Genomic DNA, 18,073 nt, shown 5'->3' on the forward strand with positions numbered 1-18,073 from the left:
TCATGGTTAATTTACACGCGGAACTGGCTGGCAACGGTTCGCAGACCATTGCTGACGCCCTGAATATCGCGGCTAACGCTATCCAGTTCGTCGGTGCTTTCCATGACTGCCTCGGCATTCCGGTGCATGTCCGTCATGTAAGTGGTTACTTCGTTAAATGTCGTGCTTTGTTCGTAGGTGGCAGCAGCAATCTGTTCATTCAGCTCACTGATCTGCTGCACGTTTTGCAGAATACGGGACAGGATCTCGCCGGATTCGGTGGTCGCTTCCACGCCTTCATGGGCCTTGTTTACACTGGCTTTCATGGAAGTAACCGCTGAAGACGACAGCTTGGAGAGCTCCGAAATTACACCCTGAATTTCTTCCGTTGCTTTGTGGGTGCGTACTGCAAGCCCACGCACCTCGTCAGCAACCACTGCAAAGCCTCGGCCATGTTCGCCGGCACGCGCTGCCTCAATCGCGGCGTTCAGAGCCAGCAGGTTGGTTTGTTCTGCAACGGTTTGAATGGTGTCCAGCAAACCGCCGACCCGGGCGGAGAACTCGTCGAACTGATTCACCAGACCAGCGGTATTCTCAATGTCGCTGACCAACTCGCGGATGGTGGCCACATTTTTCTGTACTTTTTCCTGGCCCGATTGGGCGAAGCGCGCTGCGTCCTGGGTTTGGTCCGAGGCGCTGGAAGCAAAACCTGCTACTTCTTCAACACTTTTTACCAGTTCATCCACAGAATTACGGGTAGAAGAAATTGCCTGTGCCTGGCTGCTGATGCGCTCAAGGTTTGCCCGGCTGGCATCGGTCAGGTGGCCTGTTGCTGTGTTCAGTCCGTTTACGTCATCACTGATAGTGGCAAACGATTTGTGCAGTTTGGCAACGAACAGATTGAATTGGTTCACCAGCTCCCGAAGCTCATCCCGGCCTTCGTAGTTCAGGCGCCGAGTCAGGTCACCTTCGCCGGAAGCCATGTTTTTCAGAGAGTCGATAATCTGAGTAAGGCTGGCGGATATGGAGCGACCGATCACCAGGCTGATTGCAATCAGCACGATTACGGTTGTGACCAGAATGATCAGCGCAAGCGTTTGGGCATTGCTTGAGGCTTCGGCGGTTTCCGAAATGGCGCTCTGGAACCGCGCCCGATTGTTTTCAAGCATGGCGTTCAGGCTTGCCTGCAGTTGCTCCAGACGGGCTGCGTTGCGGGCTGCGTCGTCACCAATGCGAGTGAAGTCGGCGGTGCCGTCAATAATGGAGGTGGCAAGGCGCGACGCGTTGTCGTAGTAATTGTCGAGGTCTCGGCTCAGCTTTTGGATGTTGCTGGCTTGCGCGGGGCTCAGTTCCGCAATTTTTTCCAGGTTGGTCGCAATGGTGTCTCGATACACCTGGGTTGCTTCCAGTTGCTGGTCATCCCCCGTGGTAACTGCACCACTGATTTGTTGCTCCATCAGCTTCAGCTGGCCTTCGTTGATGGTGGTCAGCTCCAGCGTTGGATAAAGGCGATCTTTTACCTCGCTCAGGCGCTCAGAGTTGGAGCGTTCTGTTATAAATGCGAAGCCCTGACTGATCACGAATGCGAGGATGGCAATGCTGACCAGTAAGCCAAGCTTTTGTGAGATTTTAAGTGATGACAGCATAGTCTTTTCCTGACGGAACAACCCAATGTGGCGCAATCAGCATATAGGTTGCTATTAGTAGGCGAATTGGTGATTGTGTTTCGTACTGTTATGTTCTGTTGTCGGCTGATTTTGCAGTAACTTTATAGTGAGGCGAGTCTAAACGTTAAACCATCGAGTGGGAGCGGGGCAGGCTCGGCTTCGACTTGTTATAATCTTTTATCTGAATTCCCCATTCTCCGGACTATAGTGATTTTCCATGGATGTCTCCCACATTATCGATGCCCTGAATGATGCCCAGCGTGAGGCGGTTACGGCACAAAATGACCACCTGTTGGTGCTGGCCGGTGCCGGCAGTGGCAAAACCCGGGTATTGGTGCACAGAATTGCGTGGTTGATGCAGGTGGATCGGGTTCCGCCTACGGGGATTCTGGCGGTCACCTTTACCAACAAGGCCGCCAAAGAGATGCGTTATCGCATCGAAGAGATGATGAACATTCCATCGCGGGGCCTTTGGTTTGGCACTTTCCACGGTATTGCCCACCGGTTGTTGCGAGCCCACTCGAAGGATGCGGGGCTGCCGGAGAACTTCCAGGTGCTCGACAGTGATGATCAGCTGCGCATGGTCAAGCGGGTTATGCGGGAAGCGCAGATTGATGAAAGCCAGTTCCCGCCCAAGCAGGCGCAATGGTTTATCAGCAGCCAGAAAGACGAAGGTTTGCGGGCTGATCATATTCAGGAAAATCCGGGCGATCACTTCACCTCCACTATGGTAAAGGTGTACCGCCGCTACGAAGAACTTTGCCAGCAGAGCGGGCTGGTGGATTTTGGTGAGTTGCTGCTGCGCTCCCACGAACTATGGCTGCACCGGCCGGAAATACTGGCGCACTATCAGCAGCGCTTCCAGCACATTCTTGTAGACGAGTTTCAGGATACCAACACGATTCAGTACGCCTGGCTGCAGGTTCTGGCCGGCAACCGTGTACCGCTGACGGTCGTGGGCGATGACGACCAGTCCATCTACGGCTGGCGTGGCGCCAAAATCGAGAACATCCAGCAGTACCAGCGGGATTTCCCGAACTCCCGGTTGGTGCGACTGGAGCAGAATTACCGCTCCACACAGTTGATTCTGAAAGCCGCTAACGCCGTAATCGCCAACAACCAGGGCAGGCTGGGAAAAGAGCTTTGGACAGATGGTGTAGAAGGCGAGGCCATCAGTCTGTACGCAGCATTCAATGAGCAGGACGAAGCCAACTACATAGCCGACAGCATTTCCAGCTGGGTCAATGAAGGCAACCTGCGTAGCGAATCCGCCATCTTGTACCGCTCCAACGCTCAATCCCGGGTGCTGGAAGAATCCCTGATGCGCCAGGGCATCCCTTATCGGGTGTACGGCGGCCTGCGCTTTTACGACCGCCAGGAAATCCGCAACGCCTTGGCTTATCTGCGTTTGGTTCACTACCGGCGTGACGATGCAGCCTTTGAGCGAGTGGTGAACCTGCCCACTCGGGGCATAGGTGCAAAAAGCCTGGCGGAACTGCGTGAATATGCAAGCAACCTGAGCATATCTCTATGGGAGTCCGCCGAGCGATTGCTGGCGGCCGGGCAGGTAAAAGGCCGGGCCAAAACCGGGCTGCAAGCGTTCCTCGATATTATAGAAGAGCTGTCTGCGATGGCTGAAGGCGCGTCGCTTCATGGGCTTATGAAGCAGACCATCGAAGCCAGCGGCCTGAAGGACTACCACGCCAGTGAAAAAGGCGAGAAGGCTCAGGCGCGGGTGGAGAACCTGGAGGAACTGGTCAACGCCCTTGCAGATTTTGATGTGGAAGAGGGTGTGGACCCGCTCTCGGAGTTTATTGCCCAGGCTGCACTGGATGCTGGTGAATCCCAGGCGGAAGACCACGAAGACAGCGTGCAGTTGATGACCCTGCACTCCGCTAAAGGTTTGGAGTTCCCGTTGGTATTCCTTGCCGGTGTTGAGGAGGGCTTGTTTCCCCACAGCATGTCGCTGGAAGAGCCAGGGCGCATGGAGGAAGAGCGGCGGCTGGCCTATGTGGGCATCACCCGAGCCATGAAAAAGCTGGTGATCACCTACGCTGAATCCCGCCGGTTGTATGGGCAGGAGAAGTTCCACGCGCTGTCCCGGTTCGTGCGGGAGATTCCCGGCGACTGTCTGCAGGAAGTACGGTTACGCAACACGGTAACCCGCCCGGCCATGCTGGATCGCCCTAACGAAGGCCTGTTCAGCCAGGACTCTGCCCAGCAGACCGGCTTCAGCCTGGGGCAGCGGGTTCGGCATCCCAAGTTCGGCGAAGGAGTTGTAATGAATGCTGAAGGCACTGGGCACCACACAAGGGTGCAGGTGAATTTCGATGAGGGCGCAAAATGGCTGGTGCTGGCCTATGCACCGTTGGAGGCCTGCTAACTACTATCGGGGAGCGCAGGCAGGGGGAAGGCTTTTCAAAACTGTGCGGAGCCAGGGATGGCGGAGCCCAAGCGTCACATGGATGTGCCGCAAGGAGCGTGTTTTGAAAAGCCTTCCCCCTGCCTGAGCTTCTTGCACCGAGCCAAATAGCCGCTACATAAGCACGGCGTAAATAACCCCAGCCAGAATGACTCTGTAGATAACATAAGGCCACATGCCCACCTTGTTCAGCCATTTCAGGAAGAAGTGGATAGCGGTAATGGCAATAACGAAGGATGTAACGCCCCCTACCAGAAATGCACTCCAGTCCACGGCAATATCCGAAGTCGCTACTTCCAGAAGCTTAACTGCAGATGCCAGAGCGGTAATGGGAATGGCCAGCAGGAACGAGAAGCGGGAGGCGGTTTCCCGGCTCATGCCCAGGAACAAACCAGCAGTTATGGTAATTCCAGAACGAGAAGTGCCCGGTACAAGGGCGATGGCCTGTGCGATACCTACCAGTAAAGCGTCTTTCCAGTTCAGAGAGTCTATCGAACGTTGGCGCTTTGGCATCCAGTCCGCAACGCCCAGCAGCAGACCGAAGAACAGGGTGGTGGCAAATATGATTTCTACCGCACGCAGTTCGTTATCGATAATGTCCAGTAACGCCAATCCTGCAAGACCAGCCGGGATTGTGCCAATCACCATATATAACGCCAGTGCGCCCTGACCGACTACGCGGCGCCGGCCTATGGACATGAGGCCATCCCGAGCGATGCTGAACACGTCAGTGCGGAAGTAAATCACCACTGCCAGCAAGGTGCCCACATGAACCGCAAGGTCGAACGCTACGCCCTGATCCACCCAGTCAAAAAAAGCGGGCACAAGGATCAGGTGCGCTGAGCTGGAAATGGGCAGAAATTCGGTCAGTCCCTGCATAAGGCCAAGGAAAAAAGCCTGGAGAAAATCCATTCTGTTGGTTCCGTTCGGGTCAGAGGTTTGCGGTTCAATGGTAAGAAAGATGGGCGGGATATTAGCAGGGTGGTGGTTGGCTGAACAGGTCGTGAGCCCCGGCACTGTGCTTTGTAAGCTAGCCCCGGCCAGTCACCGGGGCTACGTGGGGCGGTCAGGCAGGGAATTTATCCCGTGTATTGTTGGCGATACGCACCAGAACCAGCATCAAAGGCACTTCCACCAGCACCCCAACGACTGTCGCCAATGCCGCTCCGGATTGCAGGCCAAACAGGGCAATGGCTGCGGCTACTGCCAGTTCAAAGAAATTACTGGCACCGATCATGGCGCCGGGTGCGGCGATGCAGTGGCGAACATTCCACAGTCTGGACCAGCCGTAGGCGATGAAGAAAATCAGCACCGTCTGGATGATCAGTGGTACGGCAATCAGCGCAATGTGCAGCGGGTTTTCCAGAATGACCTCGCCCTGAAAGGCGAACAGCAACACCAGGGTGACAATCAGCGCTGCTGGCGTAATAGGCCCCAGCCGCTTCATGAATACCTCGTCGTACCACTGCTCGCCTCGGCGGGCGATCAATGTGCGGCGGGTGAGATAGCCGGCAGCCAGCGGAATCACGATGTACAGCACAACCGACAGGATCACCGTATCCCAGGGCACCTGAATGTCGGAAATACCCAGCAGGAAAACCACAATAGGCGCGAAGGCAAACAGCATGATGATGTCGTTCAGGGACACCTGCACCAGGGTGTAGGCCGCATCGCCTTTGGTGAGATAGCTCCACACAAACACCATGGCGGTGCAGGGGGCAGCACCCAGAAGAATAGCGCCGGCGAGGTATTCGCTGGCCAAGTCAGGCGCAATAAACGGCTTGAACACCACCATCAGGAAGAACCAGGCGATGGCGAACATGGTGAAGGGTTTGATCAGCCAGTTGACGACGGTGGTGATAGCCAGCCCTTTGGGTTCCTTGCGTACATCCACGATGGCACTGAAATCGATTTGCGCCATCATCGGGAAAATCATCGCCCAGATCAGAATGGCAATTGGAATGGATACCTGGGCGTACTCGAAGCGGGACATGGCTTCGGGTACTCCGGGGGCAAGCTGGCCTAGCGCCACGCCGGCAATAATGGCCAGCGCTACCCAGACCGACAGGTAGCGGCCGAACAGGTCCATGCCTTCTGAGGCAGTGCTTGCGGCTTCTATATTTTGGCTCATGACTACCCCTCAGATGGACCGTTGGTTGACACGCTTTGATACCTCTTCAGCGCTTTCCTTGCGTTCGGAATAGCGGTTGGTCAGGTAGTCGCTGCGGTCGCGAGTCAGCAGTGTGAACTTCACCAGTTCTTCCATTACATCCACGATGCGATCGTAGTATGAGGACGGCTTCATGCGGTCGTTGTCATCGAACTCCATAAAGGCTTTGGCTACGGACGACTGGTTAGGAATAGTCACCATTCGCATCCACCGGCCCAGCACTCGCAACTGATTCACCACATTGAACGACTGGGAGCCACCGCACACCTGCATCACCGCAAGGGTCTTGCCCTGAGTTGGACGAACGGCGCCCATGGACAGTGGAATCCAGTCGATCTGGGTTTTCATGATGCCGGTCATGGCACCGTGGCGCTCCGGGGAACACCACACCATACCCTCTGCCCATTGTGCCAGTTCCCTTAGCTCCTGAACTTTGGGGTGCGAGGCCTCTTCAGCATCGGCCAACGGCAGGCCGCGCGGGTTAAATATGCGGGTTTCCGCGCCCATGGCTTCCAGCAAGCGGGCAGACTCTTCCACCACGAGCCGGCTGAATGACCGGTCTCGCAAGGAGCCATAGAGCAGCAAAATGCGAGGGGCGTGGTTTGAAGGCGCAGCTCCAAATACTTGCTCTGTAGTCGGTACCTGGAACAGGTCAGAATCGATGTTGGGAGGTGCGGTCGGCTTCATGGTGTAATTTGTAATCTCGCTATCCGAGTGTCTTTACTTTGTCATCTTCGATAACTAGTATCGCAAAAAAAACATATATGGAAAACCGAATATGCAAAAATTTGAGGATTGGTGGGTTTCATGAATAGAGACGTTATTCATCCGCAGGAAACCGAGCTGAAGCTCGAAGACTGCAGCCCCGTCACGGTCTTCAAGGCCTTGAGCGACGAGTTAAGGCTAGCAGCTTTGCTACTTATTCGGAGGCAGAAAGAATTGTGCGTGTGCGAATTGACAGAAGCGTTCGATGTGTCTCAGCCGAAGGTCAGCCGCCACCTCGCCATACTGCGGGATGCGGGGCTGGTAGAAACGGAGCGTCGCGGGCAATGGATTTACTATTCAGTGAACCCGCAGCTGCCAGATTGGGTGACACGTGTCCTGGATGAAACGGCGGAAAGCAATAAAGCCTTGATCGATGCGCCTATGGCGAAGTTGCAGGCCATGGTTGATCGCCCGGTTGTGCAGTGCCCTTGAAAATTGATCGGATACACGTATTACCCATCCCGTAAGGAGACCACCATGAGCAAGATCAAAGTAGGCATCAACGGATTTGGCCGTATTGGGCGTCTGTCGCTGAGGGCTGCCTGGGGCTGGCCGGAACTGGAATTTGTTGCCATTAACGATCCCGGGGCAGAAACCCACGCCCTGGCACATCTGCTGAATTTCGACAGTGTTCACGGTATCTGGAGCCATGAGGCTTCCGCCAATGGCGATGAGATGGTGATCGACGGCAAGCGCATTGCAGTTACCCATAACAAGGCCATCGGTGACACGGACTGGTCCGGTTGCGACATAGTGATCGAAGCCAGCGGCGCTAACAAAACCGTCGCGGCGCTGCAGGGCTACTTCGATCAAGGCGTAAAACGGGTGGTGGTCACCGCGCCGGTGAAAGAAGCGGGGGCGAAGAATATTGTTGTGGGTGTGAATGAAGACATTTTTGATCCGGCCAGGGATCGAATCGTAACCGCGGCGTCGTGCACCACTAACTGTTTGGCGCCAGTGGTGAAAGTGATTCACGAGAAACTGGGTATCAAACACGGCTCCATTACCACCATCCACAGCCTGACCAACACTCAGACAATCATTGATGCGCCCCACAAAGACCTGCGGCGGGCACGGGCGTGCGGCAGCTCGCTGATTCCCACCAGTACCGGTTCTGCTACTGCGATTATCGAAATCTTTCCTGAATTGAAAGGGCGGCTGGATGGCCATGCAGTCCGGATACCGCTAACCAATGCCTCGTTGACCGACTGTGTGTTTGAGGTGGAAGCGCCAACAGATCGCGATACGGTAAACCGGCTGCTCAAAGAAGCCTCAGAGGGTGAATTGAAGGATATTCTGGGCTATGAAGAGCGTCCGCTGGTATCCATCGATTACAAAACAGATCCGCGCTCTTCCATCGTCGATGCCTTGTCCACACTGGTGGTCAACGGAACTCAGGTGAAGATCTACGCCTGGTACGACAATGAATGGGGTTACGCCAACCGCACGGTGGAACTGGTACGCGAGGTGGGGTCTGTGTGATATGAATGCCGCCGTTCGTCAGTACCTGGTGATCACGGGTAATTATTGGGCCTTCACCCTGACGGATGGTGCCCTGCGTATGCTGGTGGTGCTGCACTTCCACCAGCTCGGGTACTCGCCCCTTGAAATCGCCCTGCTATTCGTTTTCTACGAGTTCTTCGGAGTGGTGACCAATCTGGTGGGCGGCTATCTGGGTGCTCGCATGGGTTTGAATCGCACCATGAACATCGGGTTGTTCCTGCAGATCGCGGCCTTGGTCATGCTGGCTGTCCCGGCGGCCATGCTCTCAGTGCCCTGGGTGATGGCAGCGCAAGCTTTGTCTGGTATTGCCAAAGACCTGAACAAAATGTCTGCCAAAAGCGGTATCAAATTGTTGGTGCCAGATGAACAGCAGGGCACTTTGTATAAATGGGTCGCCATACTGACGGGATCGAAGAACACGCTGAAAGGCGTGGGCTTTTTTCTGGGTGGCGTGCTGCTGATGTCGGTGGGTTTCACCGGCGCGGTGCTTGCAATGGCTGCGGCTCTCGGGTTGGTTTGGCTCTCCAGTCTGTTTTTGCTTAAACAGGAATTGGGCAAGAGCAAGGCAAAACCCAAATTCCGGGAGATTCTTTCAAAAAGCCCTGCCATTAACGTGCTGTCTGCAGCCCGTATGTTTTTGTTTGGTGCCCGGGATGTGTGGTTTGTTGTGGCTCTGCCCGTTTATCTGCATACGGTCTTTGGCTGGGACTTCTGGAAGGTCGGCGGTTTTATGGCCACCTGGGTCATCGGCTATGGCTTTATCCAGACCATAGCGCCCCGGATTACCGGAACAGGCGAAGGAAAACAGCCTGCAGCACTCTGGGCCGCGGCGCTGGCATTGGTTCCTGCGGCTATTGCCCTTGGTCTTATGGCCGGCTGGTCAGCACAAATTGTGGTTATCGGTGGTTTGTTGCTGTTCGGAATTTTGTTTGCCATCAATTCTTCCCTGCATAGCTACCTGATTGTCAGCTACGCCAGAGGTGACGGTGTATCTCTGGATGTGGGTTTCTATTACATGTCCAATGCCGCAGGCCGTTTGCTGGGCACGATATTGTCTGGCTGGGTGTATCAGGTATACGGGCTGGAGGCTTGCTTGTGGATATCATCAGGTCTGGTGGCAGCAGCAGCCTTGTTGTCGCTGTTGCTGCCCGAAAGACATGTGGTTAGAGCATGACGGCAGGTGGTTCAGAAGCGCAGAACCAGGCCTGCGCCTGCCTCAAGTTGCAGGTAGCCACTGCTGCGATAGGTGAGCTCGCAACCGCCGGAGCAGAGCACAGAGCCGCCGGAGTCGAGGGCTGTATAGACACCACGAAGGTCAAGCCGCAGGCGCAGACTGTCGCTGAGTAAGAATTGGTAGCCACCGCCAAGGGAAAGAGCCAGGCGGTGTTCGGTATTGTAGGTTGAATCGTCTGGTTCCAGACGGGTCAACCCCAGTACGCCAGAAGCAAACCCTCCATAGCTTTTGCCTCCCGGGAAGTAAAGGCCGCCGAATTGCAGTTGGTAGATGGTGACGTCGATTTCCTGTGTGCCGGGTGCAAAGACGCCATTATCCAGCTTTGCAGAGGTATCCTGCCGGCCAAAATAGAGCTCGCCCTGCGTACCGGCTTCTGGCAGGTCAAAGTTCAGAACCAACCCTTGGCTTGCAGAATCCTTGAACTTGATTTGATCTTGTGTGCTAGCCACGGAGGATTCAATATCGACAGAACTGCCCACGCGGTAGCCCACGAAAGGCGTGATGCCGATATCAGCGGCTACGGATGTCGACATTAGGGAAAGGGCTGTTGTAAATAGGAATAGCTGCTTGAAGTTCATGGGTTGAGAATCCCTGATTTCCTGAGAATGCCGGGTTAGCTGCGCTGTTCCGGAACTTCACGTATACGACCTTGTTCATCAATCGCAACGTATACAAACCGACCTTCAGTGACCTTGCGAGGGTGTTTGGCCGCGCGGTCAAGGGTCCACACTTCCACGTGAATTTTCATGGAGCTGCGGCCGATGTCTACCAGCTCGCAATAACAGCCCACCTGCGAACCCACTCGCAGAGGTGAAAGAAACTCCATTCCATCCATTGCCACAGTGGCGTTGCGGCCCAGAGATATGCGGCCAGCCATAGTTGCTGCAGCTATGTCCATCTGCTTGACTAGCCAGCCGGCAAATACGTCACCATTGGCGTTGGTGTCTTGTGGTAGGGGAACAATCTGAAGGATCAAGTCGCCGCGGGGTTTGGGTTTATCGTCATCGTACGCCGTCATGAAGCCTGCCTTTTATTAGATTCTGGAATTATTTTCTTAGCATGGTAACGGCCTGCCGGAGGGCTGCAAGCTTATTTGCCGCTTTGGCACAATATTTCAAAAGGTGTAACAAAGTTGTCACACACAAGCTCTAGTCTTTAGCCATCAGTAAACCGGTGCTGTACACAATTTTAGTGACTGATGGAGATTTAACGTGATTAAACCGAATACAGCTTTTGCTATCGTTGCACTGACTGGCGGGTTATCCATGCTTTCCGCTCCGGCAATGGCCCGTGACACCGTAAACGTTGTGGGTTCTTCAACGGTTTATCCTTTTGCTACGGTTGTAGCCGAGCGCTTTGGCCGCAACACCAGCTTTCCCACACCCAAGCTGGAATCAACTGGCTCCGGCGGCGGCTTCAAGCTGTTCTGTGCGGGTATTGGTACTCAGCACCCGGACATTACCAACGCCTCTCGCCGGATGAAAACCAGCGAATTCGAAATGTGCCAGCGCAATGGCGTAGAAGCCATTACCGAAGTAAAAATCGGCGCTGATGGCATCGTAATCGCAAGCTCAAAGCAAGCTGACCAGATGGATCTAAGCCTGCAGCAGGTGTTCCTGGCGCTGGCCAAAGACGTTCCCGACCCAAAAGGCGGTGACAAGCTGGTCGCCAACCCTTATGAGAAATGGAGCGATATCGATTCCAGCCTGCCAGGTAAAGCCATCCGTGTGATGGGGCCGCCTCCTACTTCCGGCACCCGCGACGCCTTTGTAGAAATTGCGATGGAAGGTGGCTGCAAAACTTACGGCTTCATCAAGGCCATGGAAAAGAAAGCAATGCGCGGTGTTTGCCACAATATGCGTGAAGATGGCGCATTTGTTGAGGCTGGCGAAAACGATAACCTGATCGTGCAGCGTCTGGTGCAGGACAAAGACACCCTGGGTATCTTCGGCTACAGTTTTCTGATGGAAAATAGCGGTGAAATTCAGGCAACGACTATCAACGGAGTGGAGCCAACGCCAGACACCATTGCCGATGAAGAGTACCCGGTTGCCCGCTCTCTGTTCTTCTATATCAAAAATGCCCACGCAGGTGTGGTTCCAGGCATTGCCGAGTATGCGCAGGAATTCACCACCGAAGGCGCTTGGGGCGATAACGGTTACCTGGTGAATGTTGGGCTGATCCCTAACCCCCGCAACGTACGCATGGAAACGGCGAAGGCCGTTCGGGAACTCAAACCAATGACAGGTGATGAGCTTTAATGCAGACGGCTGATTTATTGCCCCTGGTTCTGGTGCTTGCCGCAGTAGCTTACGGGTTCGCTTATATGCGTTCCCGGGCTGTGGCGGCGCCCCTGGGGGGCATCAGTAACCTCAAGGCCCTGCCGGCATACTATGCCGCCAGGGCTGCGCTTTGGTGTGCGATTCCAGCTCTGGTCATATTAGGTGCCTGGGCCGCTTTTGAAGGCAAGGTTATTCAGAACATCGTGATGGCTTCCCTGCCGACAGAGTTGACGCCGCAATCTGCAGGGCATGCCAGCCTCACACTCTCCCAGATCAGTAACCTGGCTGCAGGTAAGCTCAACCCCGCCATGGTGCCTGATGGCATTTCCAGTGCGGCCGTGTTGTTGCAAGAGTTGCGAGAGCACAGCAGCAACTTCAAAAGCCTCTTGGTTGTTTTGATTGCGGTGCTTGGCGGCACCTTCGCCTGGACACGCGTGGCTCCGACTATTAATGCTCGAAAGAGCGTGGAGCTTACGCTTCAGCGACTGTTTTTTGTGTGTGCCGCTGTGGCGATTCTGACCACCATCGGCATTGTTTTTTCCGTTATTTTTGAAACCGTGCGCTTCTTTGGTAAGGTGCCCATGAGCGAGTTTCTGTTTGGCACCAACTGGAGCCCACAAACTGCGTTGCGGGCGGATCAGGTAGGTTCAGAGGGCGCGTTTGGCGTTATTCCGCTATTCACCGGCACCTTGATGATTTCCGCCATTGCCCTGCTGATTGCCGTGCCGGTTGGCCTGTTGTCGGCCGTGTACCTTTCTGAATACGCCAGCCCGCGGATGCGCTCGGTGGTTAAACCCCTTCTGGAAATGCTGGCGGGGGTGCCCACCGTCGTTTATGGCTTTTTTGCGGCGCTCACAGTAGCGCCTTTCATCCGTGATCTGGCCCTGATGCTTGGCCTTGAAGCCTCCTCCCAGAGTGCTCTGGCTGCGGGCTTGGTGATGGGCATTATGATCATCCCCTTCGTGTCCTCACTGTCTGATGACGTGATCAACGCCGTGCCGCGCAGCCTCAGAGATGGCTCCTTGGCGCTTGGTGCTACCCAGTCTGAAACCATGAAAAACGTGATTTTCCCGGCGGCACTGCCCGGCATTATGGGGGGCATATTGCTGGCCGCTTCCCGCGCCATTGGTGAAACCATGATTGTGGTGATGGCCGCTGGCCTGGCTGCAAACCTGACGGCCAACCCTCTGGATTCTGTGACTACGGTAACCGTACAGATTGTCACCCTGCTAACCGGTGACCAGGAGTTTGATAGCGCCAAGACACTGGCCGCGTTCGCCCTCGGCATGATGCTCTTCATCGTAACGCTTCTGCTGAACGTGATCGCACTGAAAGTCGTGCGTAAATACAGGGAACAATATGACTAAGCCAGGTTCACACGCGGAGCGTGAAGGCTCGCAGGCGGAGCTGATTCGCCGTTCGCTCAAGCGCCGTTATCGCAAGGAACGCCGGTTCCGTCTTTATGGCATCACGGCCATCTCGATTGCACTGTTCTCGCTGGTGATTCTGTTTACCGACATTATCAGCAAGGGATACACCGGCTTCATCAAAACCACCGTGACCCTTGAGGTGCATCTGGATGACGATCTGATGTATCTGAACGATGCCTCGGATCCGGAACAGATCGCCATGGCGGACTTTCAGGCGCCCATTATCAAGGCCCTGCAAGGGTATTTTCCTCAGGCCACTAGCCGGGCGGATATGCGGGAACTCAGCCGGATGACTGGCAGCTATGCCAGTAACCAGGTTCGCGACATGCTGAAGGCGAATCCGGATTGGCTGGGCACTACCCGAACCATTGAGTTCCCGGCTCACGATACGGTGTCCGTTTACGTAAAGCATTCTGGCGACCCCGGGTATTCCATTCGCTTGAGCGAACAGCAACAGCGCTGGACCGATGAGCTGCTCAGCAAAGGCGTGATTGATACCGGCTTCAACGATGTGTTTTTCACCAGTGGCGACTCCCGGGAGCCGTCCAACGCCGGCATTCTGGGCGCCCTGGTTGGCTCCTTGCTCACTATGGGTATTACCCTGGTCATTGCCTTCCCGGTGGGCGTAGCAGCGGCGATTTATCTGGAGGAGTTTGCCCCCAGCAACCGCCTGACGGACTTTATTGAGGTCAACATCAACAACCTGGCGGCTGTGCCCTCCATCATCTTCGGGTTGTTGGGGCTGGCAGTGTTTATCGGCTTGTTCGGCATGCCCCGGTCGGTGCCCGTGGTGGGCGGCCTTGTGTTGGCGCTGATGACTCTGCCCACCATCATTATTTCGAGCCGTGCAGCCATCAAGAGTGTGCCTCCGTCCATCCGCGAGGCAGCCGAAGGCATAGGGGCGTCAAAAATGCAGGTGGTGCTACACCACGTTCTGCCTCTGGCCATGCCCGGCATGTTGACCGGCTCCATCATTGGTATGGCGCAAGCCCTGGGTGAGACAGCGCCCCTTTTATTGATTGGCATGGTGGCGTTTATTGTGGAGATACCGGATGGTTTCTTCAGTTCCGCCACCGTGTTGCCCGTACAGATTTTCATCTGGGCCGGCAGCGCAGAGCAGGGTTTTGTGGAGCTGGCCTCCGCCGGCATTATGGTACTGCTCGCCTTCCTGATCACCATGAACGCATTCGCCATCTGGTTGCGTAAACGCCTTGAGCGCCGTTGGTAAAGAGACAACACTTATGAGTATTAGTATGAGTCCAGCAGAAACCACAATTGAAGAAGGCAAAACCGTCGGCATTCCCTTCTCCGACGACCCAAAATTTCATCTGCGGAATGTGGGAGTGTTCTATGGCGAATCTCCAGCCATCAAAAACATCAGCCTGGATATCGCCCGCAACGAAGTTATTGCGTTTATCGGGCCTTCCGGCTGCGGCAAGTCCACCTTTTTGCGCTGCCTGAACCGAATGAACGACAGCATCGAGAGCTGCCGGATCAAAGGCTCTTTGCTCTTGGATGGCCAGGACATCTACGACCCCAAACGGGATGTGGTGGAGCTGCGTGCCCGGGTGGGTATGGTATTCCAGAAGCCCAATCCCTTCCCCAAGTCTATCTACGATAACGTCGCCTACGGCCCCCGCATTCATGGCCTGGCCAATCGCAAGTCTGACTTGGACGACATAGTGGAAAACAGTCTGCGTAAGGCCGGCTTGTGGAATGAGGTTAAAGACCGCCTTGATGCCATGGCAACCGGCATGTCCGGCGGACAGCAGCAGCGGTTGTGCATCGCCAGAGCCATAGCGGTCAGCCCGGAAGTGGTGCTAATGGATGAGCCCTGTTCGGCACTAGACCCGATAGCCACTGCCAGAATTGAGGAGCTGATTGCCGAGTTGTCCGAAAGCTACACCATAGTGATCGTGACCCACTCCATGCAGCAGGCTGCGCGGGTTTCCAATCGCACCGCCTACTTCCACCTGGGCCATCTTGTGGAAGTAAACGACACCAGCAAGGTCTTCACCATGCCGGAACATGAGTTGACGGAATCCTACATCACTGGCCGGTTTGGCTGATCCAGAGTTTAAAGAACAGGGGAGAGTCACAATGCCTACGAAAAAAGATGACGTATACGGAGACCATATCTCCAATCGATTCAATGATGAGTTGCTGGCCCTGCAAACCCGATTCCTGAAAATGGGTGGCCTGGTGGAGACTCAAATCGACAGCGCTGTTAAGGCACTCATTGATGGCGACGGCCACACTGCGGATGAGATACGGGCTAAAGACAAGTTGGTCGATCGCATGGAGATGGATATCGACGAAGAGGCGATGCTGATCATTGCCCGTCGTCAACCGACAGCCCGCGATCTAAGGCTGGTGATTTCGGTGATCAGAATGGTTGCAGATCTGGAGCGGGTGGGCGACGAAGCCAAGAAAATTGCCAAGTTTGCCATCAAGCTCCTGGATGAAGGTCAGTCGCCACAGGGCTATGTGGAGGTGCGCCACATTAGTGCCCATGTAATTACCATGCTTCACGATTCACTGGATGCGTTTGCGCGCCTGGATTCCGAGCAGGCACTGCGAGTAATGAAGGAAGACAAACGGGTGGATGAGGAATATCAGGCTGCGGCCCGCACCCTGCTGACCTTTATGATGGAAGACCCCCGTAACATCTCACGGTGCATGTCAGTGATGTGGGTGCTTCGGTCGCTGGAGCGGGTGGGGGATCACGCCTGCAACATTGCCGAGAACGTGATTTTCATGGTCAAAGGCGAAGACGTGCGCCATACACCCATGGAAGAGGCGGAGCGGGTAGTGGGGCGTTAAGCCCCACTTTAGCCAAGTCTGGACTGCTCAGGCCTGCTTCATTTTATCGGTATAAGGTGGCCAGCCCAAAGGTTTTCCTGCCAGCAAGTGCAGGTGAATATGGAATACCGTCTGGCCGGAGTTTTCGCCGCAGTTCATCACGGTGCGATAACCGTCTTCGGCAAAACCCATCTCCTTTGCGAGCTTGGCGGCTACCCAGTACAGGTGGCCAACCAGCTCGCGATCCATTTCTTCAATGTCGTTAATGGTCGCGATCAGCTTTTTCGGGATAATCAGCAGGTGCACTGGCGCCTGCGGGTTGATATCCCGAAATGCCAGGCTGATGTCGTCTTCATAAACGATATCCGCCGGGATTTCGCGGTTGATGATCTTGGTAAAAAGGGTTTCGGACATCCTGATTTCCTTTTATTTGTTGTGACTTGATTGTTCAGACACTTAAAGCTGGTTCAGGCCCGGTAGCCGGGCAGTTAACTGCCGGATAACCGCCGGCAGCTCTTCGTCGATTCCCATGGCGTAACGTGCCACCCGGTTACGGGCAAAGGGCAGAGCGCGAGCGGCGCCTAACCCCAGATTGCGGAGCAGATGAACGGGCGGAATCTGATTGCTGAACAGGTGATAGAAGGCATCCATGGCATACATCATGCGCCGGTTTGCCGGGCGCCGTTGCTGTTCATAGCTTGCCAATACCGAGGCGTCGGCCAGATCTCTGCCAGCTCTACGTGCTTCTTTCAGGATACTTTGCAAGCACTGGGCATCCTGAAAACCAAGATTCACTCCCTGTCCCGCCAAAGGGTTGATGGTATGGGCGGCGTCTCCCACCAGCACAATACGCCCTGCGGAATACTGCTTGGCATGCTGGCGGGCGATGGGAAAGCTGGCGCGATCTTCAATATGGTTAAGCTGCGGGAGCTCTGCCGGAAAAGCCTGCTGTATTTCCGCCATCAGCGCTTCATTGCTCAGGCTTTTCAGCCGGACGATTTCCTCAGGGGAGTCGTACCATACCAGCGACGCGCGGCTTTCACCCGGGTTGTCAGTGCCGGCGGCGTAAAGCGGCAGGAAGGCTCTGGGTCCTGACGGATAGAACCCTTGCCAGGTAATGTCTTGCACCGGGCCCTGATAACGCACGGAAATGATCATGGCCTGCTGGCCGTATTGATTCCGTGTAACACCTATGCCGGCCATGTCCCGCACCCGCGATTGTGCACCATCTGCACCAATAACCAGTGTGGCGCTGAGCTGCGCTCCGTTCTCAAGCGCAACGATGGCCTGCTCGCCTGTTTGGGTAATGCCAGTAACGCCATTGCCGGCGAGTATGGTGACAGAGGATTCAGCTTCCGCAGCCTGCCAAAGGCCCTGCTGGGTGACTGAATTTTCCACAATATGACCAAGGTGAGACGTGTTCAACCCGGTCGCATCAAATTCCACCTGATTGGATGTTCGCGGGAGAAGGTTGCTCAACGGGTGCCTGGTTTCATCCCACACAGCGAGTCGACGATAGGGTGTGGCGCGCATGGCAAGGATATGATTCCAGGCGCCCAGGCTTTGCAGATAGCGCTCGCTGCCTGCGCTGAGAGCTGACACGCGGATATCGGGGGCCGAATCAGGGTCGAAACCGGGGGCAGGGGCGCGATCAACCATCGCGACGCTAAAGCCCTCTCGCCCGAGGCCAGTGGCTAGTGCGGCGCCGACCATGCCGGCACCGACAATCACAATATCAAAAGCTTGAGTCATATCGGGTTCCTGTCTGATGCCCACAGTTTACGCGATGGCAAAGAACAGACAAGCGACCGGGATCAAG

General features: G+C 55.3%; 17 protein-coding genes. 9 read left to right on the plus strand and 8 right to left on the minus strand.

The features are described from left to right. Window positions 1–11: 11 nt before the first annotated feature. Entirely contained in the window at window positions 12–1,625 is a 1,614-nt protein-coding gene (locus Q0824_RS14555) for a methyl-accepting chemotaxis protein (protein ID WP_298452188.1), read from the minus strand. 238 nt (window positions 1,626–1,863) lie between these two features. Between Q0824_RS14555 and uvrD the strand changes: the two genes are divergently transcribed. Next, a complete protein-coding gene (uvrD, locus tag Q0824_RS14560) occupies window positions 1,864–4,029 on the plus strand; it encodes a DNA helicase II (protein ID WP_298452191.1) in 2,166 nt (721 codons plus the stop codon). Between the two features lie 153 nt (window positions 4,030–4,182). On the opposite strand, the gene Q0824_RS14565 is transcribed toward uvrD, so the two are convergent. The 3 genes from Q0824_RS14565 to arsH form a co-directional block, all read right to left on the minus strand. Then, on the minus strand, window positions 4,183–4,980 hold the full coding sequence (locus tag Q0824_RS14565) for an undecaprenyl-diphosphate phosphatase (protein WP_298452194.1): 798 nt from the start codon (window positions 4,978–4,980) through the stop codon (window positions 4,183–4,185). Between the two features lie 154 nt (window positions 4,981–5,134). Next, window positions 5,135–6,199, minus strand: coding sequence for an ACR3 family arsenite efflux transporter (gene arsB / locus Q0824_RS14570; RefSeq protein ID WP_298452197.1), 1,065 nt, complete (start codon window positions 6,197–6,199; stop codon window positions 5,135–5,137). A 9-nt stretch (window positions 6,200–6,208) separates the two neighbouring features. Then, window positions 6,209–6,925 carry an arsenical resistance protein ArsH gene (arsH, locus tag Q0824_RS14575; RefSeq protein ID WP_298452203.1) on the minus strand — a complete coding sequence of 239 codons (717 nt, stop codon included), beginning with the start codon at window positions 6,923–6,925 and terminating at the stop codon, window positions 6,209–6,211. Window positions 6,926–7,045: 120 nt separating this feature from the next. Here arsH and Q0824_RS14580 point away from each other — a divergent pair, with 120 nt between their 5' ends. From Q0824_RS14580 to arsJ, 3 genes are read left to right on the plus strand one after another with little or no spacing between them, the layout of a single operon-like run. Next, the gene (locus tag Q0824_RS14580; protein ID WP_298452206.1) at window positions 7,046–7,435 is read left to right on the plus strand and encodes a metalloregulator ArsR/SmtB family transcription factor; all 390 of its coding nucleotides are present in this window, start codon (window positions 7,046–7,048) and stop codon (window positions 7,433–7,435) included. 45 nt (window positions 7,436–7,480) lie between these two features. Then, entirely contained in the window at window positions 7,481–8,485 is a 1,005-nt protein-coding gene (locus Q0824_RS14585) for an ArsJ-associated glyceraldehyde-3-phosphate dehydrogenase (RefSeq protein ID WP_298452209.1), read from the plus strand. Between the two features lies 1 nt (window position 8,486). Continuing rightward, complete coding sequence (arsJ, locus tag Q0824_RS14590; protein ID WP_298452212.1) at window positions 8,487–9,680, plus strand: organoarsenical effux MFS transporter ArsJ; 1,194 nt, start codon at window positions 8,487–8,489, stop codon at window positions 9,678–9,680. Between the two features lie 11 nt (window positions 9,681–9,691). Here the strand turns inward: arsJ and Q0824_RS14595 are convergent, their stop codons facing one another. Together Q0824_RS14595 and Q0824_RS14600 are read right to left on the minus strand one after the other, a co-directional pair. Continuing rightward, entirely contained in the window at window positions 9,692–10,273 is a 582-nt protein-coding gene (locus Q0824_RS14595; protein WP_298452216.1) for a hypothetical protein, read from the minus strand. Between the two features lie 80 nt (window positions 10,274–10,353). Next, window positions 10,354–10,758 (minus strand): acyl-CoA thioesterase, encoded by a 405-nt coding sequence (locus Q0824_RS14600; protein ID WP_298452218.1) that lies wholly within the window; start codon window positions 10,756–10,758, stop codon window positions 10,354–10,356. A gap of 247 nt (window positions 10,759–11,005) precedes the next feature. Here Q0824_RS14600 and Q0824_RS14605 point away from each other — a divergent pair, with 247 nt between their 5' ends. Genes Q0824_RS14605 through phoU form a run of 5 tightly spaced genes read left to right on the plus strand, consistent with a single transcriptional unit; the run spans window position 11,006 to window position 16,275 of the window. Beyond that, a complete protein-coding gene (locus Q0824_RS14605) occupies window positions 11,006–12,001 on the plus strand; it encodes a substrate-binding domain-containing protein (protein WP_298452650.1) in 996 nt (331 codons plus the stop codon). Further along, a complete protein-coding gene (gene pstC, locus Q0824_RS14610; protein WP_298452221.1) occupies window positions 12,001–13,389 on the plus strand; it encodes a phosphate ABC transporter permease subunit PstC in 1,389 nt (462 codons plus the stop codon). The genes Q0824_RS14605 and pstC overlap by 1 nt, the downstream gene beginning before the upstream one ends. Further along, on the plus strand, window positions 13,382–14,680 hold the full coding sequence (gene pstA / locus Q0824_RS14615; RefSeq protein ID WP_298452224.1) for a phosphate ABC transporter permease PstA: 1,299 nt from the start codon (window positions 13,382–13,384) through the stop codon (window positions 14,678–14,680). The genes pstC and pstA overlap by 8 nt, the downstream gene beginning before the upstream one ends. Before the next feature lie 13 nt (window positions 14,681–14,693). Then, on the plus strand, window positions 14,694–15,521 hold the full coding sequence (pstB, locus tag Q0824_RS14620) for a phosphate ABC transporter ATP-binding protein PstB (protein ID WP_298452227.1): 828 nt from the start codon (window positions 14,694–14,696) through the stop codon (window positions 15,519–15,521). A 31-nt stretch (window positions 15,522–15,552) separates the two neighbouring features. Then, entirely contained in the window at window positions 15,553–16,275 is a 723-nt protein-coding gene (phoU, locus tag Q0824_RS14625; RefSeq protein WP_298452230.1) for a phosphate signaling complex protein PhoU, read from the plus strand. A 27-nt stretch (window positions 16,276–16,302) separates the two neighbouring features. On the opposite strand, the gene Q0824_RS14630 is transcribed toward phoU, so the two are convergent. After that, window positions 16,303–16,668 carry a histidine triad nucleotide-binding protein gene (locus Q0824_RS14630; RefSeq protein WP_200202300.1) on the minus strand — a complete coding sequence of 122 codons (366 nt, stop codon included), beginning with the start codon at window positions 16,666–16,668 and terminating at the stop codon, window positions 16,303–16,305. Window positions 16,669–16,710: 42 nt separating this feature from the next. Beyond that, on the minus strand, window positions 16,711–18,006 hold the full coding sequence (locus tag Q0824_RS14635) for an FAD-dependent monooxygenase (RefSeq protein WP_298452235.1): 1,296 nt from the start codon (window positions 18,004–18,006) through the stop codon (window positions 16,711–16,713). Window positions 18,007–18,073 lie beyond the last annotated feature (67 nt).

Source organism: uncultured Marinobacter sp. (genome assembly GCF_947488835.1).
Taxonomy (GTDB): domain Bacteria; phylum Pseudomonadota; class Gammaproteobacteria; order Pseudomonadales; family Oleiphilaceae; genus Marinobacter.

What these genes read in the sequence shown, in the direction of transcription:
- Q0824_RS14555 (WP_298452188.1), bottom strand. Translation starts at nt 1,625, where the DNA reads ATGCTGTCATCACTTAAAATCTCACAAAAGCTTGGCTTACTGGTCAGC.
- uvrD (WP_298452191.1), top strand. Translation starts at nt 1,864, where the DNA reads ATGGATGTCTCCCACATTATCGATGCCCTGAATGATGCCCAGCGTGAG.
- Q0824_RS14565 (WP_298452194.1), bottom strand. Translation starts at nt 4,980, where the DNA reads ATGGATTTTCTCCAGGCTTTTTTCCTTGGCCTTATGCAGGGACTGACC.
- arsB (WP_298452197.1), bottom strand. Translation starts at nt 6,199, where the DNA reads ATGAGCCAAAATATAGAAGCCGCAAGCACTGCCTCAGAAGGCATGGAC.
- arsH (WP_298452203.1), bottom strand. Translation starts at nt 6,925, where the DNA reads ATGAAGCCGACCGCACCTCCCAACATCGATTCTGACCTGTTCCAGGTA.
- Q0824_RS14580 (WP_298452206.1), top strand. Translation starts at nt 7,046, where the DNA reads ATGAATAGAGACGTTATTCATCCGCAGGAAACCGAGCTGAAGCTCGAA.
- Q0824_RS14585 (WP_298452209.1), top strand. Translation starts at nt 7,481, where the DNA reads ATGAGCAAGATCAAAGTAGGCATCAACGGATTTGGCCGTATTGGGCGT.
- arsJ (WP_298452212.1), top strand. Translation starts at nt 8,487, where the DNA reads ATGAATGCCGCCGTTCGTCAGTACCTGGTGATCACGGGTAATTATTGG.
- Q0824_RS14595 (WP_298452216.1), bottom strand. Translation starts at nt 10,273, where the DNA reads ATGTCGACATCCGTAGCCGCTGATATCGGCATCACGCCTTTCGTGGGC.
- Q0824_RS14600 (WP_298452218.1), bottom strand. Translation starts at nt 10,758, where the DNA reads ATGACGGCGTACGATGACGATAAACCCAAACCCCGCGGCGACTTGATC.
- Q0824_RS14605 (WP_298452650.1), top strand. Translation starts at nt 11,006, where the DNA reads ATGCTTTCCGCTCCGGCAATGGCCCGTGACACCGTAAACGTTGTGGGT.
- pstC (WP_298452221.1), top strand. Translation starts at nt 12,001, where the DNA reads ATGCAGACGGCTGATTTATTGCCCCTGGTTCTGGTGCTTGCCGCAGTA.
- pstA (WP_298452224.1), top strand. Translation starts at nt 13,382, where the DNA reads ATGACTAAGCCAGGTTCACACGCGGAGCGTGAAGGCTCGCAGGCGGAG.
- pstB (WP_298452227.1), top strand. Translation starts at nt 14,694, where the DNA reads ATGAGTATTAGTATGAGTCCAGCAGAAACCACAATTGAAGAAGGCAAA.
- phoU (WP_298452230.1), top strand. Translation starts at nt 15,553, where the DNA reads ATGCCTACGAAAAAAGATGACGTATACGGAGACCATATCTCCAATCGA.
- Q0824_RS14630 (WP_200202300.1), bottom strand. Translation starts at nt 16,668, where the DNA reads ATGTCCGAAACCCTTTTTACCAAGATCATCAACCGCGAAATCCCGGCG.
- Q0824_RS14635 (WP_298452235.1), bottom strand. Translation starts at nt 18,006, where the DNA reads ATGACTCAAGCTTTTGATATTGTGATTGTCGGTGCCGGCATGGTCGGC.